Source organism: Bradyrhizobium glycinis (assembly GCF_016031655.1).
GTDB lineage: Bacteria > Pseudomonadota > Alphaproteobacteria > Rhizobiales > Xanthobacteraceae > Bradyrhizobium > Bradyrhizobium glycinis.
In genome coordinates this window covers 101,355-123,183 of record NZ_JACCHQ010000005.1, presented here as the reverse complement: position 1 = coordinate 123,183, position 21,829 = coordinate 101,355, and the positions used below count along the sequence as shown (strand labels likewise).

Below are 21,829 nucleotides of genomic sequence, written 5' to 3'. Positions count from 1 at the left end.
ATGCCTCCCGCCATTCCGCTCGCGACCTACCGGCTCCAGCTCACCGCGGATTTCGACTTCGACAAGGCCGCCGCGGTCGTTCCCTATCTCAAGGCGCTGGGCATCACGCATCTTTACGCCTCGCCGGTGATGAAGGCCCGCAAAGGCTCGACGCATGGCTACGACACGGTCGATCACGGCCAGTTCAATCCCGAGCTCGGCGGCGAGGCCGGCTTTACGCGGCTGAGCCAGGCGCTTCAGCAGCACGATCTCGGGCTCATCATCGATTTCGTTCCCAACCATGTCGGCGTGCATTTTGCCGACAATCCCTGGTGGCTTGACGTGCTGGAATGGGGCCAGGCCTCGCCGCACGCCGCGTCCTTCGACATCGACTGGGATCAACTGGCCTACCGCGCCCGCGGCGGCGTGCTGCTGCCGATCCTCGGCTCGTCCTACGGCGAGGCGCTGGAGCGCGGCAACATCGAGCTGCGCTACGACCCGGACGAAGGAAGCTTCGCGGCGTGGTATTTCGAGCACCGCTTACCCATCGCGCCGGAGCGCTATGGCGAGATGCTGCGGATCGTCGTCAAGGAGGCGGACGCGGCAGAAACGGAGCCCGGCAAGCGCCTGCTATCGCTCGCGACCCGCTACACGGGGCTGCGGCGCCCCAATCGCAAGGAAGCTCCCGGCTTCAAGGCCGAGCTCAAGGAGATCGCGGGCGCCGCCGACATCATCAACCGCGGCCTTGCTGCCTATCGCGCCGGCAAGGACCGCCCGGCACAGACGCTGACGCTGCATCATCTCCTGGAGCGCCAGCACTACAAGCTCGGGCACTGGCGGCTTGCTTCCAGTGACATCAATTACCGCCGCTTCTTCGACGTCAACGGCCTCGCCGGCCTGCGCGTCGAGGACGCGAGCACTTTTGCCGCCACGCACCGGCTGGTGAAGCAGCTCATCGTCGACGGCAAATTGCAGGGAATCCGGCTCGATCACATCGACGGCCTGCGCGACCCCGCCCAATATTGCCAGCGGCTGCGCCGGCTGGTGCGCGACGCCCAAAGCAACACCGCCCAAGGCAACACCAGGCCGTTCTATACGGTGATCGAAAAAATTCTGTGCGAGCACGAGCGCCTGCCGCATTTCGCCGGCGTCCAGGGCACCACGGGCTACGAGTGGATGAACGTCATCACCCACGTGCTGATCGATCCCAAGGGGCTGGAGGCGCTGGACGAGACCTGGCGGCAGATCAGCAACCGGCCGCCGCGGCTTGCTCCTTACGTCAAGGACGCCAAGCGGCGCGTGCTGGAGACGTTGCTCACCAGCGAGTTCACCGTGCTGACGCGCCTGCTCGCGCGCATCGCCAGCGGCCATTATTCGACGCGCGACTTCTCGGCCGACAGCCTACGGCAGGCGCTCGAGCTCTATGTGCTGCATTTCCCGGTCTATCGCACCTACCTGACACACAGCGGCCCGACTGCATCGGACCGCAAGCTGATCGACGACACCATTGCGCGCGCCCGCCGCGACTGGTTCGCCGCCGACGAAGGCATCTTCGACTTCCTGCGCGATGCCCTGACCATGGACCTGCTCAAGCCCGGCCGTCCGCCGCACAGCGCCCCCCGCGTGCGCCGCTTCGCGCTGAAGGTGCAGCAATTCACCGGCCCGATGATGGCAAAGTCGCTGGAGGACACCGCGTTCTATCAATTCCACCGGCTGCTGGCGCTGAACGAGGTCGGCGGCGACCCCGCCAGCACCGGCCTCAGCATTCCCGCCTTCCACCAGGCCATGCAGGCCCGCGCCAGGGAATGGCCGCAAGGCATGACGGCAACCGCCACCCACGACACCAAGCGTGGTGAGGATGCGCGCACGCGCATCGCATCGCTCAGCGAGATTCCCGGTGAATGGACCAGCGCGGTGGCGCGCTGGAAGGTGCTGAACGCGCCGCATCTCACGCTCCACGGCAATTTCCGCGCGCCGTCGGCAACGTTCGAATACATGCTCTACCAGACCCTGCTCGGCGTCTGGCCGCTTCAAGCGTCGGCCGATGCCGCCTTCGTCGAGCGCATCCAGGCCTATGCCCTCAAGGCCGCGCGCGAGGGCAAGGAGGAGACGAGCTGGCTCAACCCGCATGAAGCGTATGAGAACGGCATCCGCGACTTCATCGCGAAGATGCTCGACCCTGATCGGTCCGCGGAATTCCTTCAGGCTTTGCAGATGCTGGCGCGCCGCGTCGCCCTGCTCGGCACGTTGAACTCGCTGAGCCAGCTCACGCTCAAGGCGACGCTGCCGGGCGTGCCGGACTTCTATCAAGGCACCGAATTCTGGGACCTGTCTCTGGTCGATCCCGACAACCGCCGCCCGGTCGACTTCGCCGCGCGCCACGCGGCGCTGACATCATTGGAAGCGCCCGACTGGCGCGGCTTGGTCCAGAGCTGGCCGGACGGCAAGCTCAAGCTGGCCTGGACGCGGCATCTGCTCAAGCTGCGCAACGAGCTTGCCGACGTCTTCGCGCAGGGCGACTACCAGCCGCTGGAGGTACGGGGCGCCCATGCCGACCATGTCATCGCCTTTGCCCGTCGTCATGGCCGCGCAGCCGCGATCGTCGTGGCCGGGCGTCATTTCGCGCCGTTCACCCAAGCGGGCCGGGAATGGCCGGCACCGGAAGGTATTGACGCCACCATCGATATCACGGGCTATACAGTGCCGGGCCTCGCGGGCAACGACTTGCCGCTCGCGCAGGCCTTCCGTGACTGTCCGGCCTTGGTCGTCGCGGCCCGAACGACGAATGCCGTCAGGGCGCCACGGCAACGCGTGCGTGCCTGAAGTTACTTGCCCCCGTCCTTGGTCAGCAGCAATTGGCCGCGCTTCCTGATCGTGGCCTGCGCCATCTCAGCAAAGCGCTGCAACAGCCAGGGCAGCACCACCTCGACCCGGACCTGATCGTCGCCAACCTCGACCTGCCCGGTCGCGACCTGGCCGAGCGCGCGGATGCGGAAGGCCATAGTGTCGCCAGTCCAGCGTTCCTCCTCGACCTGCATCACGGGAATGCTCGCCGCGGCGCGGCCGAGCCCCGTCTTGAGCCGGCGCACCGCCTCCTCACGGCCGAGACGATGCGGAATCGAGACGACGAGCGGTGCTGACATGGTCCTGCCTCTTCTGACTGACGTCACATAATCATGTCGGGTCGACCAACAAAGGTTCCATGTAAGTTGATCCCCCAGCCGTGTTTCAAAGCCGGAACTTTACAACCTGCGGCAAGTTGCCCCCGCACAACGGGGACAGGTTGCAATGACCCTTCTTACGAAGGGCTGGAGGAGATTCGCATGTCAATCGGCACGATCATTCTGATCATCTTGATCATCGCCCTGCTCGGCGGCTTCAGCGGCATCGGCGGCGGGCCGTTCTACGGCACCGGCTATTACGGCGGCGGCGGCCTCGGGCTCGTCATCGTCATTCTGCTGATCCTGCTGCTGATGGGCCGGATCTAGTCAGGCGGTCATTCCGGAGCGAGCGCGAGCTTCGTAGGGTGGGCAAAGGCGCAACGCGCCGTGCCCACCGCTTCGCTCGAAAGCAAGAAGGTGGTGGGCACGCTTCGCTTTGCCCACCCTACTTCACTACTTCACCTTCCCCGCCAGCTTCTTCATCGCCGCCTTGATCGATGCGGCGGCATCGTCGTAACCCTCCCACGCCTTCGATCGCGCCAGCAGGGCCGGCACGGTGCGCAGCGTATAGCGCTTGGGATCGAGATCGCTCTTCACCTGCGCCCAGGTCAGCGGCATCGACACCGTGGCCCCGGCGCGCGCCCGCGGCGATAGCGGGGCCACCGCCGTCGACATGCGGTCGTTGCGCAGATAATCCAGGAAGATCTTTCCCTTGCGCAGCTTCTTCGACATGTTGAGCAGATAGCGTTCGGGATCGTCGTCGGCCATCCACTGGCAGACGCCTTGCGCAAATGCCTTGGCCTCCTTCCAGTTCACCTTGTCGCGCGCGCCATGGAGCAGTGGCACCACGACATGAAGGCCCTTGCCGCCGGTGGTCTTGCAGAAGCTGTCCATGCCGATGTCAGCGAGCCGCTGCCGCATCTCCTTGGCCGCCTCGACGACGTCGGGAAAGTCCACATCAGGGGCGGGATCGAGATCGAACACCAGGCGGCCCGGGGTGTCATAGGCATAGGGCGCGCAGTTCCACGGATGCAGCTCGACGCCGCCGATCTGCGCCACCGCGGCGAGCCCTTCGATCCGGTCGATCTGAAGATACGGCTTGCGGTCGCCGGAGACCCGCGCGAGCTCCAGAAGGTTCGACGTTCCCTGCATCGCATGGCGCTGGAAGAAGCATTCGCCCTTGATGCCGTCGGGCGCGCGGATCAGCGAGCACGGCCGGCCCTTGAGGTGCACGATCATCCATTCGCCGACGGCTTCGAGATAGCGGGCAAGGTCCAGCTTGGTGACCACGCCACCATCGCCGTCATCGGGCCAGAGCTCCTTGTCCGGCTTGGAGATGACGACACCCATGACCTCGGCATTTTGGGCGGCTTGCTTCGGTTGCCGGCCCGCCTTCGTGCGCGCCGGCTTCTTGGCCTGGGGCTCGGCGAGTTCGGTATCGACGGGCGTCTCGGCCTCGACCTCCTCGGCCGACTTGTCCTGCCGCAAGCCCTTGAACGCCGCCTGGCGGATGTTGCCGTCAGCCGTGAAGCCCGCGAACTCGATCTCGGCGACGAGCTCCGGCTTCAGCCAGTGCACGTCCCGCGTCTTCTTCGGCGCGTTCTTGCCGCCGAACGGGCTTTGCTTGCTCTCAATCGCCTTCAGCGCCGGCATGATGCGCTTGACCTTGTCCGCGCCAAAGCCGGTGCCGACCATGCCGACGAAGGCGAGATGATCGCCGCGCTGCACGCCTGCCATCAGCGAGCGGAATTTGCCGTTGGTGGTCTTGTAGCCACCGATCACCACCTCGTGGCCGGCGCGGCATTTCGACTTGACCCAGCTCTCGGTGCGCCCCGAACGATACGGCGCGTTCAGCTTCTTCGACACCACGCCTTCGAGCTCGAGCTTGCAGGCCGATTGCAGCACCGCATCGCCGCCGCTCTCGAAATGCTCGACATAGCGGATCTGGCTCGATTTCCGCTTGCGCTGGTCCAGCAGCTCCTTCAGCCGGGCCTTGCGTTCGCTGAGCGGCAGGCGGCGGTAATCCTCGCTCTCTGCGAAAAGCAGATCGAAGGCGAAGAAGATCAGGTCGTCGGTCTTGCCATCGGATAGCGCCGCTTGCAGCGAGGAGAAGTTCGGCGCACCGTTATGGTCGAGCGCGACGATCTCGCCGTCGATCATCACGTCCGGCAGCGCGGTGGCTTCCTCGGCGATGGAGGCGAACTTGCTCGTCCAGTCGAGACCCTTGCGCGTCTTCAGCGCCGCCTCGCCGTCCTCGACCCGGAGCTGGACGCGATAGCCGTCGAACTTGATCTCGTGGCACCAGCCCTCGTCTCCGGGCGGCCGCTCGACCAGGGTGCAGAGCTGCGGCGCGACGAAATCCGGCATGTTCGACACCGTCTTGGCCTTCGTCGCAGTCGTCGCGGCCTTTTTCACCGCTTTGCCGGCTTTCAACGCGGTGCGCGGCGCCGGCTTCACCGTGCGCCCTTTCGTCTCCTCGGCACGATTGGACTGCCAGACTGCGTCGGCCTTGCCCTTGGTGCCCTTGGCCAGCATGAACGGCTTCGGTGCGCGGCCCTTGCCCGCGGCGATCTGCTCCATGGTGCGGCCGGAGGCGACGGACTTGTCCTGCTCGAGAATGTCGTTGTCCGCGCCTTCGCGGACATGTTCGTCGCGATGCTTGATCAGGAGCCAGTTGGTCCGCTTCTCGCCGCCGCGGTTGCGCATCCGCACCAGGACCCAGCTTCCCTGCAGCTTGTCGCCGTGCAGCGTGAACTTCAGATCACCCTTCTTGAAGCCGGCTTCCGGATTGTCCGATTCCCAGGTGCCGCGGTCCCACAGCATCACGGTGCCGCCGCCGTACTGCCCTTCGGGGATCGTGCCTTCGAAATCGCCATAGTCGAGCGGATGGTCCTCGACTTCGACCGCAAGCCGCTTGTCATGGGGATCGAGCGAAGGCCCCTTCGTCACCGCCCAGGACTTGAACACGCCGTCGAATTCGAGCCGGAGGTCGTAGTGCAGCCGGCTCGCATCATGCTTCTGGATCACGAAGCGCCGCTGTTTCGATGGCGCCACGGCCGTCTTGCCCGATGGCTCCGGCGTCTTCTCGAAGTCCCGCTTCTGTCGGTAGGTGGAGAGTTTCTGCAGCACGTCCCGTCCCGCTTCTCGTTGGGCACTTGAAGCCTATCACGGCGAAAGTCTCGCCCGGAACCAAAACCCCATGGGACGGTTGGGGTTCCAAAACGCCTTGAGAACGCTGGAGAATGGAATGGCCCCGCGCGCCTATTGGAAGGGAACGTTGAAGCTGTCGCTGGTCAGTTGCCCCGTCGTGCTTTATCCGGCCACCACCGCAGCCGAGAAGACGCGATTTCACCTGATCAACCGCGAGACCGGGAACCGGCTCAAGCAGCAGATGATCGATTCCGAGACCGGTGACGTCGTCGAGAGCGATCAGAAGGGCCGCGGCTACGAGCTGCGCAAGGGCAAGTATGTCGAGATCGAGCCGGAGGAGCTCGAGGCGGTCCAGATCGAGAGCAACCATACCATCGACATCGAAAGCTTCGTGCCGCGCGATGAGATCGATCAGCGCTATCTCAACCATCCCTATTACATCGCCCCCGACGGCAAGGCCGCAGTCGATGCATTCGCGGTGATCCGCGACGCCATGAAGGACGAGGAGCGCGTCGCGCTCGCCAAGATCGTTCTGACCAACCGTGAGCACGTGATGGCGATCGAGCCGCTCGGCAAGGGCCTGCTCGGCACCACGCTGCGCTTCCCTTACGAGCTGCGCGAGGAGGACCAGTTCTTCGACGATATCAAGAGCCCGAAGATTACCAAGGACATGGTCGAGCTCGCCGGCCACATCCTGCGAACCAAGGCGGCGCATTTCGACCCCAGCAAGTTCAAGGACGAATACGAGGACGCGTTGAAGGCCCTGGTGAAGCGCAAGGCGAGCGGCAAGAAGATCGAGCTGCCGGAGCCCGAGGAGCGACCGAGCAACGTCATCAGCCTGATGGACGCACTGAAGCAGAGCCTGAAGGGACGCGGCGGGAAGAAGACGGCGGCGAAGTCCCATGCGCGCCGGGCGACAGGACGGCAGAGAGGAGCCGCGAAGAAGGCGCATCGGTCAACGGCACGGCACAGGAAGGCGGGGTAGTTTTACACCGGCGTCATTGCGAGGAGCCCTTGCGACGAAGCAATCCAGACCGCCTCCGCGGAGGGGCTCTGGATTGCTTCGCTGCGCTCGCAATGACGATGTGGATACAGAATCGCGCCCCAACAGAAAACGTCAATCCCCCGCCTTCAGCCGATACCCGATCCCGGTTTCCGTCAGCACGTATTGCGGCCGCTCCGGATCGGCTTCGATCTTCTGGCGGAGCTGGCGGACATAGACGCGCAGATATTGCGCGTCGGTCAATTCGTCCCACAGCTCCTTCAGCAGGAAGCGGTGGGTGAGCACTTTGCCGGCGTGCTGGACCAGTACCCGCAACAGGTCGTATTCCTTCGGCGAGAGCTTCACCTCGCGCTCCCCGACCTTGACGATGCGGCGGACGAGATCGACCGAAAGATCGCCGCTGCGGAATACCGGGCGCTCGCCCTTGACCTGAAGCTGGTGGCGCAGCGCGGCGCGCAGGCGCGCCAGGAGCTCTTCCATGCCGAATGGCTTGGTCAGATAATCGTCGGCGCCGAGATCCAGCGCCTGGACCTTGCCGGCTTCGTCGCCGCGGCTCGACAGCACCACGATCGGCACGCCGTCGTTGCGGGCGCGGATGGTGCGGAGCAGCTCATGGCCCTGAACGTCGGGCAATCCGAGATCGAGGATGATCAGCGCCGGCTCCTCGCCGAGCTTCTCCAGCGCGGTCTTGCCGTTCGACGCCTCAAGTATCTCGTACCCTTGTGTCGTCAGCCCCATCCGCAACAATTTGCGGATCGGCGGCTCGTCGTCGATGACCAGGACCTTGATCGGAGCAGCGCTCATGCGGCGGTATCCAATGCGTGGCTCTCTGCCGGAATGGGCAAGCGTATGGTGAGGACCGCGCCGCTCCGCTCGCTGCGATTGGCAGCGGAGATCGTGCCGCGCATCGCCTCGACGAAGCCGCGGGAGATGGCAAGCCCGAGCCCGGTGCCGGGGCGGACGTGATCGCCTTTCTGCACGCGATAGAACTTGTCGAACACGCTTTCGAGCTCGTCCGCTGGTATGCCCGCGCCCTCGTCGGCGACCTCGAGCACGACTTGAGTGCCATCGCGCCGTCCGCGGATCGAGATCGTGGTCTCGGGCGGCGAGTATTTCGCGGCGTTGTCGAGCAGGTTGAACAGAACCTGCTCGAACAGCACGGCATCGAGCTGGAGCATCGGCAGATCGGCCGCCAGCACCAGCTCGACCTTGTGGCGGCTGAGGATCTTGCCGGCGCGCCGCAGCGCGCTGCCGACGATTTCGCCGAGATCGTGCAACGCCGTGTTGGGCACGATGGCGCCGGATTCGAGCTTGGTCATGTCGAGCAGATTGGCGATGAAGCGGTTGAGCCGCTCGGATTCGTCGATGACGGTTGCGAGCAGGTCGCGCTTCTCGGTGTCCGAGAGCGCACCGGCGAGATCGCGCATGGTCGAGGCTGCCCCTAACACCGAGGCGAGCGGCGTCTTCAGGTCGTGCGAGATCGAGGTCAATAGCGCCGAGCGCAGCCGCTCGCTTTCGACGGTGCGCTTGACGCGGTCCATGTCCTCGACCAGCAGCACGCGCTCGATCGCGAGTGCGCCCTGGTCGACCAGCGCATCGAGCAGCCGCCGCTGGTCCGGCGTCAGCAGTGGACCGGTACGATCGTTGTCGATGCCGATCACGCCGATCGGCCCTCGGCCGGTGCGCATCGGCAGGAACAGCCGTTTTGCGCCCGGCACGGTGTCCGAGCCGCGGCCGGCGGGGCGGTCGTTGCTCCAGGCCCAGTTGGCGGCGGCAAGGTCGGCCTGGTCGAGCTCGTCCTCGGGCGGATAGCCTGATTTGACCGTCAGCAGGCCTTCATCGGGCAACAGCAACACCACGCGCACCTTGAGCATCAATGCAATCTGGTAGGCGCTCGCCCACAACACGTCGTCGAGCGTGGCGGTGCCGGCGAGCTTGCGGCTGAAGGCATAGAGCTGCTCGGTCATCCTGATCCGGCCGATCGCGGTGTCGGCCTGGATGCGCACGCGCGCCGCGACATTGGAGACGATCATCGCCACCACCATGAACAGCACGAACGCGGCGACGTTGGTCGGATCCGTGATCGTGAAGGTGTAGATCGGCGGGATGAAGAAGAAATTGTAGCAGAGCGAAGCCGCCACCGTGGCCAGCAGCGAGGGCCACAGGCCGTAGCGCACGGCCACCGCGACGACCGAGGTCAGCAGCACGAGATCTACGTTCTCGATGCCGAAATATGGCTGGATCAGCTCGGCGGCGCCAAGTCCGATCAACACGATGCCGAGCGCCTTCAGGTACGGCAGCGGATTGAACGGCTCCGAGCGCGCAGCGGTCTGCACCGCCGTCTTGGGCGCGGCCTCGCCGGGCAGCTCGTCGCCGGCGATGACATGGACGGTGATGTTGCCGGCGCGGCGCACCAGATCGTGCACGACGGAGCCGCGCGTCATCTCGAACCAGCGCGAGCGCGTCGACTTGCCGATCACGATCTGGGTGACGTTGTTGCCTTGCGCGAAATTGACGACGTCGTCGGCAATGCGGCGGCCGACGGCGGGAATGGTCAGCGCTTCGCCGCCGAGCGCTTCCGCCAGCCGCAGCGTATCGGCCAGCCGATCCCGCTCCTCGTCGGACAATTGCAGCGACCGCCGCGTCTCGATCGAGATCGCGGTGAAGGGCGCATGCAGCCGGTCGGCCAATCGCTTGGTGTAGCGCACGAGGCCGGCCGCGCGCGGATCCTCGCTGACGCAGACCAGGATGCGCTCGCCCGCGGCCCAGGGGCCGGGAATCGCATTCGCCTGCATGTGGGTGAGCAGTTGCTCGTCGACACGCTCGGCGGTGCGGCGCAGCGCCAGCTCGCGCAGCGCGGTGAGATTGCCCTGCGAGAAATAATGCTCGAGCGCCCGCTCGGCCTGCTTGGGCACATAGACCTTGCCCTCCTTCAACCGCTGGATCAGGTCGTCGGGCGTGAGATCGATCAGCTCGATCGCGTCGGCGCGGTCGAACACCGAATCCGGCACGGTCTCGCGCACCCTGACGTGGGTGATCTGGGCGACGACGTCGTTCAGGCTCTCGATGTGCTGGATGTTGACGGCGGTGTAGACGTCGATGCCGTGGGAGAGCAGCTCCTCGACATCGAGATAGCGCTTGGGATGCCGGCTTCCGGATGCATTGGTGTGGGCGAGCTCGTCGACCAGCGCGATCTGCGGCCGCCGCGCGATCACCGCGTCGAGATCCATCTCCTCGACGATCTGGCCGCGGTACTCCAGCCTCCTGCGCGGGACTACTTCGAGACCGCGCATCAGCGCCTCGGTCTCGGCGCGGCCGTGGGTCTCGACGAAGCCGACCACGATATCGACGCCGGCCTTGCGCTTGGCATGGGCGCTTTGCAGCATCTCGTAGGTCTTGCCGACCCCGGGAGCGGCGCCGACGAAGATCTTCAGCCTGCCGCTCGCGCTCTCCTCCCGGCGCGCCGCTTCCAGCAGGGCCTCCGGTGACGGACGTTGTTCGGGATCGCGGCGCTCTCGGACCATCTTGGCAGTATAATCATCCGTCCACTGCGAGCCTAGACGGCTACTTCGCGGCCATGCGATCGAGCGCGAGATTCAGCGCCAGAACGTTAACCCTGGGCTCGCCGAGCAGTCCGAGCAGGCGGCCCTCGGTGCTGGCGGTCACAAGCTGCTTGACCTGATCCTCGGGCAGATTGCGCGCCTTCGCCACGCGCGGTACCTGGAATTGCGCCGCCTCGGGCGAGATGTTCGGGTCGAGGCCGCTGGCCGAGGTCGTCACCAAGTCGACCGGCACCGAGGCGTTCGGATTCTCGCGCCTGAGCTTGTCCACATCTTCCTTCACCCGGTCGGCCAGCGCTTTGCTGGTCGGACCGAGATTGGAGCCGCCCGAATTGGCGGCATTGTAGGGCGCGGGCACCGTCTTGGTCGAATCGTTCGGGTCCGGCGCCAGCGTCGCCGAGGGGCGGCCGTGGAAGTACTTGTCGTCCTTGAACTCCTGACCGATCAGGGCGGAGCCGATCACCTTGCCGTCTTTCTCGATCAGGCTGCCTTGCGCCTGCACGGGAAACAGCGCGCCGGCAATGCCGGTCATGGCGAGCGGATAGGCAAGGCCCGTGATGGCGGTGAGCGCCAGCAACAGGACGATGGCGGGGCGGATTTCTCTGAGCATGTGCTTTCTCCAAATTTCTTCCGTCATTGCGAGGAGCGAAGCGACGAAGCAATCCAGGCTATCAACCGCGGAGATATTTCTGGATTGCTTCGCTTCGCTCGCAATGACGAATTCAAGCCAAGTGCAACGCGGTCACGACGAGGTCGATCGCCTTGATGCCGACGAAGGGAATGACGATGCCCCCGAGCCCGTAGATCAGGAGGTTGCGGCGGAGCAGCGCGCCGGCACCGACGGCGCGATAGGAGACGCCCTTCAGCGCCAGCGGGATCAGCGCGATGATGACGAGCGCGTTGAAGATGATCGCCGACAGGATGGCGCTCTGCGGGCTAGACAGGTTCATGACGTTGATCACGCCAAGCTGCGGGTAGAACGCCAGGAACATCGCCGGAATGATCGCAAAATACTTGGCGACGTCGTTGGCGATCGAGAACGTCGTCAGCGCACCGCGCGTCATCAAGAGCTGCTTGCCGATCTCGACCACCTCGATCAGCTTGGTCGGGTTGGAGTCGAGGTCGACCATGTTGCCGGCCTCGCGGGCGGCCTGAGTGCCGGTGTTCATGGCGACGCCGACGTCGGCCTGGGCGAGCGCGGGCGCGTCGTTGGTGCCGTCGCCGCACATCGCCACCAGCTTGCCCTTGGCCTGCTCGTCGCGGATCAGCTTGAGCTTGTCCTCGGGCGTTGCCTGCGCCAGGAAATCGTCGACGCCGGCCTCGGCCGCGATGGCAGCGGCCGTCATCGGATTGTCGCCGGTGATCATGATGGTGCGGATGCCCATGCGGCGGAGTTCGGCAAAGCGTTCGCGGATGCCGCCTTTGACGATGTCCTTGAGCTGGACGATGCCGAGCAGCTTGCCGTCCTTCGCGACAGCCAGCGGCGTGCCGCCCGATTTGGAGACCTCGTCAGCAATGGCGCTGATCTCGCGGCCCGCCTCGGACAGTGCCGCGGGCTGCATCGCCCGTGCCGCATTCCCGGAGGAGATCGCGGTCGGCGCGCCGCCGCCGATATAATTGAGGATGGCATCGACCGCGCCCTTGCGCACGGATGAGCCGCCGGCGTCGACGCCGCTCATGCGGGTCTGCGCGGTGAACGGAACGAAGGTCGCGCCCAGTTCGGCCATGTCGCGACTGCGGATGCCGTACTTCTCCTTCGCCAGCACGACGATGGAGCGGCCTTCCGGCGTCTCGTCCGCCAGCGAGGCGAGCTGGGCGGCATCCGCCAGCTCCTGCTCGGTGACGCCGCGCACGGGACGGAAGGCGGTCGCCTGCCGGTTGCCGAGCGTGATGGTGCCGGTCTTGTCGAGCAGCAGCGTGTCGACGTCGCCGGCGGCTTCGACCGCGCGGCCCGACATCGCCAGCACGTTGAAGCGCACCAGGCGGTCCATGCCGGCGATGCCGATGGCCGACAAGAGCGCGCCGATCGTGGACGGGATCAGCGTCACGAAGAGAGCCACCAGCACAATCACCGAGATCGAGCCGCCGGCATAGGCCGCATAGCTCGGGATCGTCACCGTGGCGAACACGAAGATGATGGTGAGGCCGGCGAGCAGGATGTTGAGCGCGATCTCGTTCGGCGTCTTCTGCCGCTCCGCGCCCTCGACCAGCTTGATCATGCGGTCGATGAAGGTCGAGCCCTGGGCTGCCGTGATGCGGACGCGGATCCAGTCCGACAGCACCTGCGTGCCGCCCGTCACCGCCGAACGGTCGCCGCCGGACTCGCGGATCACGGGCGCGGACTCGCCGGTGATGGCGGCCTCGTTGACCGAGGCCACGCCTTCAATCACCTCGCCGTCGGACGGAATGGTATCGCCCGCCTCGACCAGCACGAGGTCGCCGACCTTCAGGCTCGTGCCCGAGACGAGCTTGTAGTCGCGGCCCGCGCCGCTGAGGAGCTTGGCCTGGCTCTCGGTGCGGGTCTTGCGCAGCGTCTCGGCCTGCGCCTTGCCCCTTCCCTCGGCCACGGCTTCGGCGAAATTGGCGAACAGCACGGTGAACCACAGCCAGAGGATGATCTGGAAGGTGAAGGCGAGATTCTCCCCGCCGGTGACGAGATCGCGCAGGAAGATCACGGTGGTGAGCGCGGCCACGATCTCGACCACGAACATCACGGGGTTCTTGATCATGGCGCGCGGATCGAGCTTGGTGAAGGCCGCGCCGATCGCGGGCACCACGATCTTGGGGTCCAGCATCGCCGAGACCGGCATGCGCTTGTTGGGTTTAGAAACTGGTTCCATGGAGGTCACTCCGAAAGAGCTCGATCAGAAGACGTTGCCGGCGTTCATCGCGAGGTGCTCGACGATGGGGCCGAGGGCAAGCGCCGGGAAGAAGGTGAGGCCGCCCATGATCAGGATGATGCCGACGACGAGGCCGACGAACAGGCCGCCAGTGGTCGGGAACGTGCCCATCGACGGCGGAATCGACTTCTTGGCCGCGAGCGAGCCCGCGATCGCCATGGCCGGAACGATCATGAAGAAGCGACCGACGAACATCGCGCTGGCGAGCGTGAGATTGTAGAAGAAGGTGTTGCCGGTGAGCCCCGCGAAGGCCGAGCCGTTGTTGGCCGTCGCCGAGGTGAAGGCGTACAGCACTTCGGTGAAGCCGTGCGGTCCGGCATTCGCCATCGAGGCGACTGCCGCAGGGTAGACCACGGCCACGGCGGCCCAGCCGAGAATCATCAGCGGCAGGACGAGAATGGCGAGCATCGCCATCTTGACCTCGCGCGCCTCGATCTTCTTGCCGACATATTCCGGCGTGCGGCCAACCATCAGGCCTGCAACGAAGATGGCAAGGATGACGAACAGCAGCATGCCGTACATGCCTGCGCCGACGCCGCCGACGATGATCTCCCCGAGCTCCATGTTGATCAGCGGGATCATGCCGCCGAGCGCGGTGAAGCTGTCATGCATGGCGTTCACCGCACCGCATGACGCGGCGGTAGTGATCACGGCGAACAGCGAGGACGCAACGATGCCGAAGCGGACTTCCTTGCCCTCCATGTTGCCGCCGGTCAGGCCGAGCGCATGCATGGTCGTGCTGCCGCTGGCTTCAGCCCAATAGCAAACGGCGACGCCTGCGACGAACAGCACGCCCATCACGGCGAGAATCGCCCAGCCCTGGCGCTGGTTGCCGACCATGCGGCCGAACACGTTGGCGAGCGCCGCGCCGAGCGCGAAGATCGACAGCATCTGCACGAAGTTCGACAGCGCGGTCGGGTTCTCGAAGGGATGCGCGGCATTGGCATTGAAGAAGCCGCCGCCATTGGTCCCCAGCATCTTGATCGCGACCTGCGAGGCGACCGGGCCGACCGCGATGGTCTGCTTGGCGCCCTCGAGCGTGGTCGCTTCGACATAGTCTCCGAGCGTTTGCGGCATGCCCTGCCAGACCAGGAACAGCGTGAACACGACGCTGATCGGCAGCAGGATGTAGAGCGTGCAGCGGGTGACATCGACCCAGAAGTTGCCGATCGTGCGCATGGACGCGCGGGCAAAGCCGCGGATCAGGGCAACGGCCAGTACGATGCCGGTCGCCGCCGATAGGAAATTCTGGTGCGTCAGGCCGACCATCTGGGTCAGATAGGACAGCGTGCCCTCGCCGCCGTAGTTCTGCCAGTTGGTGTTGGTGATGAAGGAGATCGCGGTGTTGAAGGACAGATCCTCGGCAACCGCGGATTGCCCGGCCGGATTGAACGGCAGCACGGCCTGCAGCCGCATCACGCCGTAGATGATGAGGAAGCCGCCGACATGGAACAGCAGCATGGCGACCGTGTAGGTCAGCCAATGCTGCTCGCGCTTCTCGTCGACGCCGGAGATCCAATAGATACCGGCCTCGATCGGGCGCAGGACAGGCGAGAGGAAGGTGCGCTCGCCGTTGAATACGCGTGTCATGTACCAGCCGAGCGGCTTGGTCAGCGCGACCACGATCGCGCAATAAAGAATGATCTGGAACCAACCGATCACAGTCATGGCATTAACCCTTCAGGCTTTTGGTCCGGCGCAAGAGCGGCAGGAGCAGCGCGAGCAGGCCGGCGACGAGCGTAGCGTCGGCCAGCAGCAATTCGAGAAGCAGCAGCACGGGTCAGAACCTCTCGGGCCGCAGCAGCGCATAGGTGAGATAGATCAGGAGGCCGAACGAGACGGCGCCGGCGAGCGCATAATCGAAGATCATGGTCCGCTCCATCACAGCCGTTCGCAGGCATAGGTGTAGCCGATCGCGAGGGCAAAGAAGAAGAAACCCAGCGCCAGCATCAGAAGATCCATCATGGCGATACTCCTTAGGAGAGACGATGTCCGGCATAGCCCGTCTCTGGATCACGGCCGGCCGCTTGCTGCGATCGAGCGCCGCGCGGCCGGGAACTTCACCGCGCTGAGGTGCCACCGCGCCCATAGGTTTTCGAGATGAGACCTATGGCGACGTTATAGGAATCTTATAAAGGCCGGTCATGCCATGAGACGACGCGCGCAAGGCGCCCTCGCGGTCGTCCTGACAAGCGCGCCCTTAGGCGCGCGCCGAGCCGGGATGACGGTTGCGAAGTAGGCAGCACATCGCGCCTCCAGTACTTATGGAATCCCTATATCTCTCGCTCGATCCCTCTCTCGTTTTCAAATGCTCTTCCCGCCATCTTGGCGAGGCCGGCCGACTGACCGACGCCAATTCCAGGAGGCCTGACATGATCGCCGCTCTCTCGCTCGATCTCCCCTCGCTTGCCGAGCGGCTGCGCAAGGCGCATGCGATGACGCGGCCGCTGATGCTCGACATCATCGGACGCGCCTGCCGGCGCATCCCCTCACTCGGAGACAAGCGCACCGCGCGCCTCACGCACCTGGTCGATGTCGAGGCATGGGCCGATGCCGCGCTGGTCCTGATGGAGCTGGAGCTGCCGATGTGGCAGGTCCGGCGCATCGCCTACGATGACGGCGAGTGGCATTGCGCGCTGTCGCGCGAGCGCGAGCTGCCGGACTGGCTGGATGCCGCGGTCGAGGCGCGCCATGCCGACCTCGCACTCGCCCTGCTGTCGGCGTTCCTCGAGGTGCGGGCACTGACGGCCGACGTATCGCGGCCGAGCGTTCCTTCCGTCCGCCCGATGCTGGATCCGCTTTACGAGCCGGTCGCTTGCCACAATCCCCGCTAGACGCATCTGAAGGGACACGAGAAATGCTGGCGCCGATTCTCGGCTTTGAACGACCCCGTCTGACGGCTGAACAGCAGTCGCGCATATCGAAGCTGCGCAAAGCTCGGCTCGGGCGCATCGCCCTGCATGGGCTGGCCATGCTGTCGATGGGCAGCGTGCTCACCGCGCTGATCGCGCTGAGGACAGCAATCCTGTGCCTTGCGAGATAACGGCATGGTCGGACTCAAGATCGTCATCCTGACCGCGCGGATCGGCGCATTGCTGCTCGGCACGCGCGTGTGATTGCGAACCCGGCCTCGGGGTCTAGCGCCTCACCTCCGCCTCGATCAGTCGCGCCAGCTCCGACGCGGTGACCTCGATCGGCCGGCCGCTGCGTTCGATGCGGGCCTGGATCAGCGCGCCCTGGAGCGCCGACGTGCAGAGCACGGCCAGCGCCTCCGCCCGCGGCCTGGCAAACCCGTCGGCAACCAGCTTGTCGCGCAGGATCGATAGCCGCGCCGCATAGGCCTTGCGACCGGCCTCCGACACGGCCCGCTCGCGCGGCGCGAGCTCGAGCAGCACGGTCGTGATCGGGCAGCCATTGCGGAAGCCGGAGCCCTGCATCCACCCTGCCAGCAGCCTTGCGTGCGCGCGCAGGAGCTCGCCGGTCGAGCCGCACTCTGCCGCGAGCTCGGCGACCGTCGCCGCGACGCGGCGGCCCGCCTCCTCCACCGCCGCCACCGCGATCGAGGATTTGCCATCCGGAAAGTAGTGATAGAGCGACCCCTTCGGCGCGCCGCTGACGTCGACGATGTCGTTGAGGCCGGTGCGGGCAAATCCCTGGCGGCGGAATAGCGTCACCGCGGCATTGATGATGGGCTGACGGTGCTTCGGCACGGCCGGCATGGCACTCTCCTTTGGGTCAGAAATTATATTGATTGGTCTACATCAGCCTCCGACAGTCAAGACATGACGATTAACGGGGAGAGGCAGATGCCAGAGAGAGTGACCTATGAGCTGAACGACGGCGTGGCGCGGATCGGGCTCGACGACGGCAAGGTCAACGTGATGTCGGCCGCGATGCTGGACGAGATCGGCGCCGCCTTCGACCGCGCCGAGACGGAGGCAGAGATCGTGGTGCTGCGCTCGGCGCGGCCGGGCATCTTTTCCGCCGGCTTCGACCTGAAAGTGTTCGCCTCGGGCGATGCCGCCAAGAGCCTCGAGATGGTCCGGGCCGGCGCCGAGCTAGCGCTGCGGCTGATGTCGTTTCCGCACCCGACCATCGGCGTGATGGAGGGCCATGCTTATCCGATGGGGACGTTCCTGCTGCTCGCCTGCGACGTCAGGCTGGGCGCGCGCGGACCGCATCGCATGGGGCTGAACGAGGTGGCGATCGGCATCGCGCCGCCCAGCTTTGCCATCGAGCTCGCGCGCAGCCGGCTGCATCCGGCCTGGCTCAGCCGTACCGCCACGCTGGGCGAGATGTACGAGCCCGAGGAGGCGCAGGCAGCCGGCTTTCTCGATCGCGTGGTTGCACCGGAGATGGTCGACACCACGATCGAGACGATCATCACCGGCCTGCGCGCCATCCACAAGCCGTCGCATGCCACCGCAAAGCGGCGCCTGCGCCAGGGTGCCATGGACGCCATGCGAGCAGCGATCGATCGCGAGCTGACCATGGCTGCCTTTGAAGCAAGCAACCGAGCGCGCAGCGCGGTTGCGCTACCCGGTTGAGGCCGGCTGTCCCGCGGAAAAGGCCGGCCCGATCTGGCGCAGTTTCACGGAACCGTGTAGAGCGGTTTCATGAGCACCAGCAACGTCAACGTCGTCGCCCACCCCCTGGTCCAGCACAAGCTCTCCCTGATGCGGGAGAAGGACCGCTCGACCAAGAGCTTTCGCGAGATCCTGAACGAGATCGGGATGCTGCTCTGCTACGAGGTGACGCGCGACCTGCCGCTGGAGCTGGTCGAGATCGAGACGCCGATCGCGCCGATGCGGGCGCCCAAGATCGCTGGCAAGAAGCTCACGCTGGCGCCGATCCTGCGCGCCGGCGTCGGCTTCCTCGACGGCATGCTGGCACTGATGCCCTCGGCACGCATTGCCCATATCGGGCTCTACCGCGACCCCGAGACGCTGCAGGCCGTGGAATATTACTTCAAGGCGCCGCAGGACCTGTCCGACCGCACCGTGATCCTGATGGATCCGATGCTGGCGACCGGCAACTCGGCCTGCGCCGGTGCGTCCCTGCTCAAGGCGCGTGGCGCCCGCGACATCCGCTTCGTCTGTCTGCTGGCCGCCCCTGAGGGCATCGCCCAGTTCCAGAGCGAGCATCCCGACGTGCCGATCTGGACCGCTGCGATCGACGAGCGGCTCAACGACCACGGCTATATCGTGCCTGGACTGGGCGACGCCGGCGACCGGATGTTCGGCACCAAGTAGACAGGCTTGCGCGACCGGGTTAGTCCGATGGCCATGAGCGCCAACGACGTTTCGCTGCAATCGCTGCTCCGGATCAAGGCCGCCGCCGATCCTGCCTTGGTATTCGGCGGCAAGGCCGTCTCTCGCGCGGAATTCTCGGTAAAGGTCGAGCAGACAGCCGCCTGGCTCGCGGCGCAAGGCATCGGCAAGGGCGACGTCGTTGCGGTCTGGCTGGTCAACCGGATCGAATGGCTCGCACTGCTGTTCGCCGCCGCACAGCTTGGCGCGGTCGTCGCCGCCGTCAATACCCGCTACCGCAGCGCGGAAGTCGCGCACCTGCTCAAGCTGTCAGGCGCGAAGCTCGTGGTGGTCGAAGCGGCATTCCGCGCGATCGACTTCGCCGCCATCCTCGCCGATGTCACCGAGGCCGAGGTGCCCGCGCTGCAACGGCTTGCCGTGGTCGGCGCGGATGCGATCCCGGCACGCTGGCCCTGCGTGCGGTTCGATGCGTTCGAGACGCCCTACCCGCCGGCTCCGCCGTCCCAGGATGAGGTCGACCTGCCTGTGCTGCTCTACACCACATCGGGCACGACCAAGGGGCCGAAGCTGGTCGCGCATTCGCAAGCGACGCTGGCGACGCATGCCGCATCCATCGCCCGCGCGCTCCAGCTCGATCACCACCGTCATTCGCTGCTGGCCATGCTGCCGTTCTGCGGCACCTTTGGCATGACGAGCCTGCTCGGTTTCCTCGCAGCCGGCGCGACCATCCATGTGCTCGATGCCTTCGAGGCAGCGCCGGCCCTGAAGACCCTCAGCACGCAACGGATTACGCATTGCTTCGGTTCGGACGAGATGTTCCGGCGCATCCTCGGCCTCACCGATGCGCCACACCCATTTCCACATCTCGAAGTCTGCGGCTTCGCCGCGTTCCAGCCCGGCTGGCGCGAGCTGGCCGCGGAGGCCGAGGCGCGCGGCGTGAAGCTGTTCGGCCTCTACGGTTCGAGCGAGGTGCAGGCGCTGTTCTCGATGGGCCGCCCCAGTGATGCCTTTGCCGATCGGATCGAGGGCGGCGGCTCGCCGATGTCGCCGGAGGCGAAAGTCCGCGTGCGCGATGTCGAGACGGGCGCGCTCGCCGCCAGCGGCATCTCCGGCGAGATCGAGATCAGCGCACCCTCGCGCTTCCTCGGCTATTTCAACAACCCGGAGGCGACGCGCGAGGCGATCACCGCCGACGGCTTCTTCCGCACCGGCGACATCGGCCGGCTGCGCGGCGACGGATCCTTCGTCTACGAGACCCGCGCCGGCGATGCGATGCGCCTCGGCGGCTTCCTGGTCGCGCCCGGGGAGATCGAGGACGAGCTCAAATCCTGCACCGGGGTCGCCGACGCTCAGGTCGTTGCAGTCGATCTCAAGGGGCAGGCGCGCTGCGTCGCCTTCGTGATCCCGACAACGGAGCCGCCAATGCAGGAGACGCTGATCGCACATCTCCGAGAGCGGCTCGCCGGCTACAAGCTGCCGGCGCGGATCTATCTCGTGGACGCCTTTCCCGTCACCGACAGTGCCAACGGCGTGAAGATCCAGCGCGCCAGGCTTCGCGCCATGGCGATGGAGCGGATCGCCGCTGAATAGACTCGCTCAGTACGACTTCTTCAATACGATTTGGCGAGCCCCAGCACCTTCTCCGCGATGAAGCTGAGCGCGAGCTGCGGGCTGACCGGCGCGATGCGCGGGATCAATACCTCGCGCAAATAGCGCTCGACGTGGAATTCCTTGGCGTAGCCGAAGCCGCCATGGGTCATCACCGCCTGCTCGCAGGCCGAGAAGCCCGCTTCGCCCGCCAGATATTTTGCGGCATTGGCCGCGGCGCCGCAGGGCATGCCCTTGTCGTATTGCCAGGCCGCCGACATCACCATCAGCCAGGCCGCCTCGAGCTCGACCCAGTTCACCGCGAGCGGATGCTGGATGCCTTGGTTCTTGCCGATGGGGCGGTTGAACACGACGCGCGTCTTGGCGTATTCGGTCGCGCGCGCCAGCGCGAGCTTGCCGAGACCGACCGCCTCGGCGGCGATGAGAATGCGCTCCGGATTCATGCCTTCGAGGATATATTCGAAGCCTTTGCCCTCCTCGCCGATCCGATCTTCCATCGGGATTTCGAAGTCCTCGAAGAACAGCTCGTTGGAATCGACGATCTTGCGGCCCATCTTCTCGATCTCGTGGACCTTGATCCTGTTGCGGTCGAAATCGGTGTAGAACAGGCTGAGGCCGTGGGTGGGCGAGCGCACCTCTTCCAGCGGCGTGGTGCGCGCCAGCAGCAAGATCTTGTGCGCGACCTGCGCGGTCGAGATCCACACCTTCTGACCATTGACAATGTAGCGGTCGTTCTTGGCGACCGCGCGGGTCTTGAGCTGGGTGGTGTTGAGGCCGGTGTTCGGCTCGGTGACCGCGAAGCACGCCTTCTCGCGGCCCTCGACCATCGGCGGCAGCATGCGCCTGCGCTGCTCCTCGGTGCCGAACACGACGACGGGGTTGAGCCCGAACACGTTGATGTGCACCGCCGAGGCACCGGACATGCCGGCACCCGACTCGGCGATGGTGCGCATCATGATCGCAGCTTCCGTGATGCCGAGCCCGGAGCCGCCATATTCCTCCGGCACGCAGATCCCGAGCCAGCCGGCATCCGCTAAGGCCTTGTGGAAGTCGTGAGGGAAGCCGCCGTCGTGGTCCTTCTTCAGCCAATAGGCGTCGGGAAAGCCTTCGCAGATCTTGGCGATGGCGTCGCGAATGGCTTCCTGCTGATCGGTGAGCGCGAAATCCATGGTCTTGACCTCCCTTGGCCAAGCGTTCT

General features: G+C 65.6%; 18 protein-coding genes. 8 read left to right on the top strand and 10 right to left on the bottom strand.

Features of this window, described 5'->3' with window-relative positions; all coding sequences use genetic code 11:
- Complete coding sequence (gene treY / locus HZZ16_RS10710) at positions 1–2,802, top strand: malto-oligosyltrehalose synthase (RefSeq protein ID WP_197948426.1); 2,802 nt, start codon at positions 1–3, stop codon at positions 2,800–2,802.
- A gap of 2 nt (positions 2,803–2,804) precedes the next feature.
- On the opposite strand, the gene HZZ16_RS10705 is transcribed toward treY, so the two are convergent.
- Complete coding sequence (locus tag HZZ16_RS10705) at positions 2,805–3,122, bottom strand: polyhydroxyalkanoic acid system family protein (RefSeq protein ID WP_197948425.1); 318 nt, start codon at positions 3,120–3,122, stop codon at positions 2,805–2,807.
- 180 nt (positions 3,123–3,302) lie between these two features.
- Here HZZ16_RS10705 and HZZ16_RS10700 point away from each other — a divergent pair, with 180 nt between their 5' ends.
- Positions 3,303–3,467: a DUF3309 family protein gene (locus HZZ16_RS10700; protein WP_008560028.1), complete on the top strand. Its 165-nt coding sequence runs from the start codon at positions 3,303–3,305 to the stop codon at positions 3,465–3,467.
- A gap of 126 nt (positions 3,468–3,593) precedes the next feature.
- Here the strand turns inward: HZZ16_RS10700 and ligD are convergent, their stop codons facing one another.
- Positions 3,594–6,269, bottom strand: coding sequence for a DNA ligase D (gene ligD / locus HZZ16_RS10695; RefSeq protein ID WP_197948424.1), 2,676 nt, complete (start codon positions 6,267–6,269; stop codon positions 3,594–3,596).
- A 118-nt stretch (positions 6,270–6,387) separates the two neighbouring features.
- On the opposite strand from ligD, the gene ku reads away from it, so the two are divergent.
- The gene (ku, locus tag HZZ16_RS10690; RefSeq protein ID WP_197948423.1) at positions 6,388–7,275 is read left to right on the top strand and encodes a non-homologous end joining protein Ku; all 888 of its coding nucleotides are present in this window, start codon (positions 6,388–6,390) and stop codon (positions 7,273–7,275) included.
- 132 nt (positions 7,276–7,407) lie between these two features.
- On the opposite strand, the gene HZZ16_RS10685 is transcribed toward ku, so the two are convergent.
- The 6 genes from HZZ16_RS10685 to HZZ16_RS10660 all read right to left on the bottom strand — a co-directional run bounded on the left by HZZ16_RS10685 (position 7,408) and on the right by HZZ16_RS10660 (position 15,623).
- Positions 7,408–8,097 carry a response regulator transcription factor gene (locus tag HZZ16_RS10685; RefSeq protein ID WP_197948422.1) on the bottom strand — a complete coding sequence of 230 codons (690 nt, stop codon included), beginning with the start codon at positions 8,095–8,097 and terminating at the stop codon, positions 7,408–7,410.
- Complete coding sequence (locus HZZ16_RS10680) at positions 8,094–10,817, bottom strand: DUF4118 domain-containing protein (RefSeq protein ID WP_197948421.1); 2,724 nt, start codon at positions 10,815–10,817, stop codon at positions 8,094–8,096. The genes HZZ16_RS10685 and HZZ16_RS10680 overlap by 4 nt, the downstream gene beginning before the upstream one ends.
- A gap of 40 nt (positions 10,818–10,857) precedes the next feature.
- Positions 10,858–11,463: a K(+)-transporting ATPase subunit C gene (locus tag HZZ16_RS10675; RefSeq protein ID WP_197948420.1), complete on the bottom strand. Its 606-nt coding sequence runs from the start codon at positions 11,461–11,463 to the stop codon at positions 10,858–10,860.
- A gap of 112 nt (positions 11,464–11,575) precedes the next feature.
- Complete coding sequence (gene kdpB, locus HZZ16_RS10670) at positions 11,576–13,693, bottom strand: potassium-transporting ATPase subunit KdpB (RefSeq protein WP_197948419.1); 2,118 nt, start codon at positions 13,691–13,693, stop codon at positions 11,576–11,578.
- A 24-nt stretch (positions 13,694–13,717) separates the two neighbouring features.
- Positions 13,718–15,421: a potassium-transporting ATPase subunit KdpA gene (gene kdpA / locus HZZ16_RS10665; RefSeq protein ID WP_197948418.1), complete on the bottom strand. Its 1,704-nt coding sequence runs from the start codon at positions 15,419–15,421 to the stop codon at positions 13,718–13,720.
- Between the two features lie 112 nt (positions 15,422–15,533).
- The gene (locus HZZ16_RS10660; RefSeq protein ID WP_035698142.1) at positions 15,534–15,623 is read right to left on the bottom strand and encodes a K(+)-transporting ATPase subunit F; all 90 of its coding nucleotides are present in this window, start codon (positions 15,621–15,623) and stop codon (positions 15,534–15,536) included.
- A 502-nt stretch (positions 15,624–16,125) separates the two neighbouring features.
- Between HZZ16_RS10660 and HZZ16_RS10655 the strand changes: the two genes are divergently transcribed.
- Both HZZ16_RS10655 and HZZ16_RS10650 read left to right on the top strand, forming a co-directional pair.
- The gene (locus HZZ16_RS10655; protein ID WP_197948417.1) at positions 16,126–16,587 is read left to right on the top strand and encodes a hypothetical protein; all 462 of its coding nucleotides are present in this window, start codon (positions 16,126–16,128) and stop codon (positions 16,585–16,587) included.
- A 23-nt stretch (positions 16,588–16,610) separates the two neighbouring features.
- Positions 16,611–16,796 carry a hypothetical protein gene (locus HZZ16_RS10650; protein ID WP_197948416.1) on the top strand — a complete coding sequence of 62 codons (186 nt, stop codon included), beginning with the start codon at positions 16,611–16,613 and terminating at the stop codon, positions 16,794–16,796.
- Positions 16,797–16,890: 94 nt separating this feature from the next.
- Here HZZ16_RS10650 and HZZ16_RS10645 read toward each other — a convergent pair whose 3' ends face one another.
- The gene (locus HZZ16_RS10645; protein WP_197948415.1) at positions 16,891–17,472 is read right to left on the bottom strand and encodes a TetR/AcrR family transcriptional regulator; all 582 of its coding nucleotides are present in this window, start codon (positions 17,470–17,472) and stop codon (positions 16,891–16,893) included.
- Between the two features lie 87 nt (positions 17,473–17,559).
- Between HZZ16_RS10645 and HZZ16_RS10640 the strand changes: the two genes are divergently transcribed.
- The 3 genes from HZZ16_RS10640 (at position 17,560) to HZZ16_RS10630 (ending at position 20,613) form a co-directional block, all read left to right on the top strand.
- A complete protein-coding gene (locus HZZ16_RS10640; RefSeq protein WP_197948414.1) occupies positions 17,560–18,300 on the top strand; it encodes a crotonase/enoyl-CoA hydratase family protein in 741 nt (246 codons plus the stop codon).
- A 69-nt stretch (positions 18,301–18,369) separates the two neighbouring features.
- On the top strand, positions 18,370–19,005 hold the full coding sequence (gene upp / locus HZZ16_RS10635) for a uracil phosphoribosyltransferase (protein ID WP_197948413.1): 636 nt from the start codon (positions 18,370–18,372) through the stop codon (positions 19,003–19,005).
- Between the two features lie 33 nt (positions 19,006–19,038).
- Positions 19,039–20,613, top strand: coding sequence for an AMP-binding protein (locus HZZ16_RS10630; protein WP_197948576.1), 1,575 nt, complete (start codon positions 19,039–19,041; stop codon positions 20,611–20,613).
- Positions 20,614–20,633: 20 nt separating this feature from the next.
- Here HZZ16_RS10630 and HZZ16_RS10625 read toward each other — a convergent pair whose 3' ends face one another.
- The gene (locus HZZ16_RS10625) at positions 20,634–21,800 is read right to left on the bottom strand and encodes an acyl-CoA dehydrogenase family protein (RefSeq protein WP_197948412.1); all 1,167 of its coding nucleotides are present in this window, start codon (positions 21,798–21,800) and stop codon (positions 20,634–20,636) included.
- Positions 21,801–21,829 lie beyond the last annotated feature (29 nt).

Bases quoted from the DNA above. Each gene is read 5' to 3' on its own strand.
- HZZ16_RS10650 (WP_197948416.1), top strand. From the start codon at position 16,611: ATGCTGGCGCCGATTCTCGGCTTTGAACGACCCCGTCTGACGGCTGAA.
- treY (WP_197948426.1), top strand. From the start codon at position 1: ATGCCTCCCGCCATTCCGCTCGCGACCTACCGGCTCCAGCTCACCGCG.
- HZZ16_RS10705 (WP_197948425.1), bottom strand. From the start codon at position 3,122: ATGTCAGCACCGCTCGTCGTCTCGATTCCGCATCGTCTCGGCCGTGAG.
- HZZ16_RS10680 (WP_197948421.1), bottom strand. From the start codon at position 10,817: ATGGTCCGAGAGCGCCGCGATCCCGAACAACGTCCGTCACCGGAGGCC.
- HZZ16_RS10675 (WP_197948420.1), bottom strand. From the start codon at position 11,463: ATGCTCAGAGAAATCCGCCCCGCCATCGTCCTGTTGCTGGCGCTCACC.
- HZZ16_RS10630 (WP_197948576.1), top strand. From the start codon at position 19,039: ATGAGCGCCAACGACGTTTCGCTGCAATCGCTGCTCCGGATCAAGGCC.
- HZZ16_RS10700 (WP_008560028.1), top strand. From the start codon at position 3,303: ATGTCAATCGGCACGATCATTCTGATCATCTTGATCATCGCCCTGCTC.
- kdpA (WP_197948418.1), bottom strand. From the start codon at position 15,421: ATGACTGTGATCGGTTGGTTCCAGATCATTCTTTATTGCGCGATCGTG.
- HZZ16_RS10685 (WP_197948422.1), bottom strand. From the start codon at position 8,097: ATGAGCGCTGCTCCGATCAAGGTCCTGGTCATCGACGACGAGCCGCCG.
- HZZ16_RS10660 (WP_035698142.1), bottom strand. From the start codon at position 15,623: ATGATCTTCGATTATGCGCTCGCCGGCGCCGTCTCGTTCGGCCTCCTG.
- HZZ16_RS10655 (WP_197948417.1), top strand. From the start codon at position 16,126: ATGATCGCCGCTCTCTCGCTCGATCTCCCCTCGCTTGCCGAGCGGCTG.
- upp (WP_197948413.1), top strand. From the start codon at position 18,370: ATGAGCACCAGCAACGTCAACGTCGTCGCCCACCCCCTGGTCCAGCAC.
- kdpB (WP_197948419.1), bottom strand. From the start codon at position 13,693: ATGGAACCAGTTTCTAAACCCAACAAGCGCATGCCGGTCTCGGCGATG.
- HZZ16_RS10645 (WP_197948415.1), bottom strand. From the start codon at position 17,472: ATGCCGGCCGTGCCGAAGCACCGTCAGCCCATCATCAATGCCGCGGTG.
- HZZ16_RS10640 (WP_197948414.1), top strand. From the start codon at position 17,560: ATGCCAGAGAGAGTGACCTATGAGCTGAACGACGGCGTGGCGCGGATC.
- HZZ16_RS10625 (WP_197948412.1), bottom strand. From the start codon at position 21,800: ATGGATTTCGCGCTCACCGATCAGCAGGAAGCCATTCGCGACGCCATC.
- ku (WP_197948423.1), top strand. From the start codon at position 6,388: ATGGCCCCGCGCGCCTATTGGAAGGGAACGTTGAAGCTGTCGCTGGTC.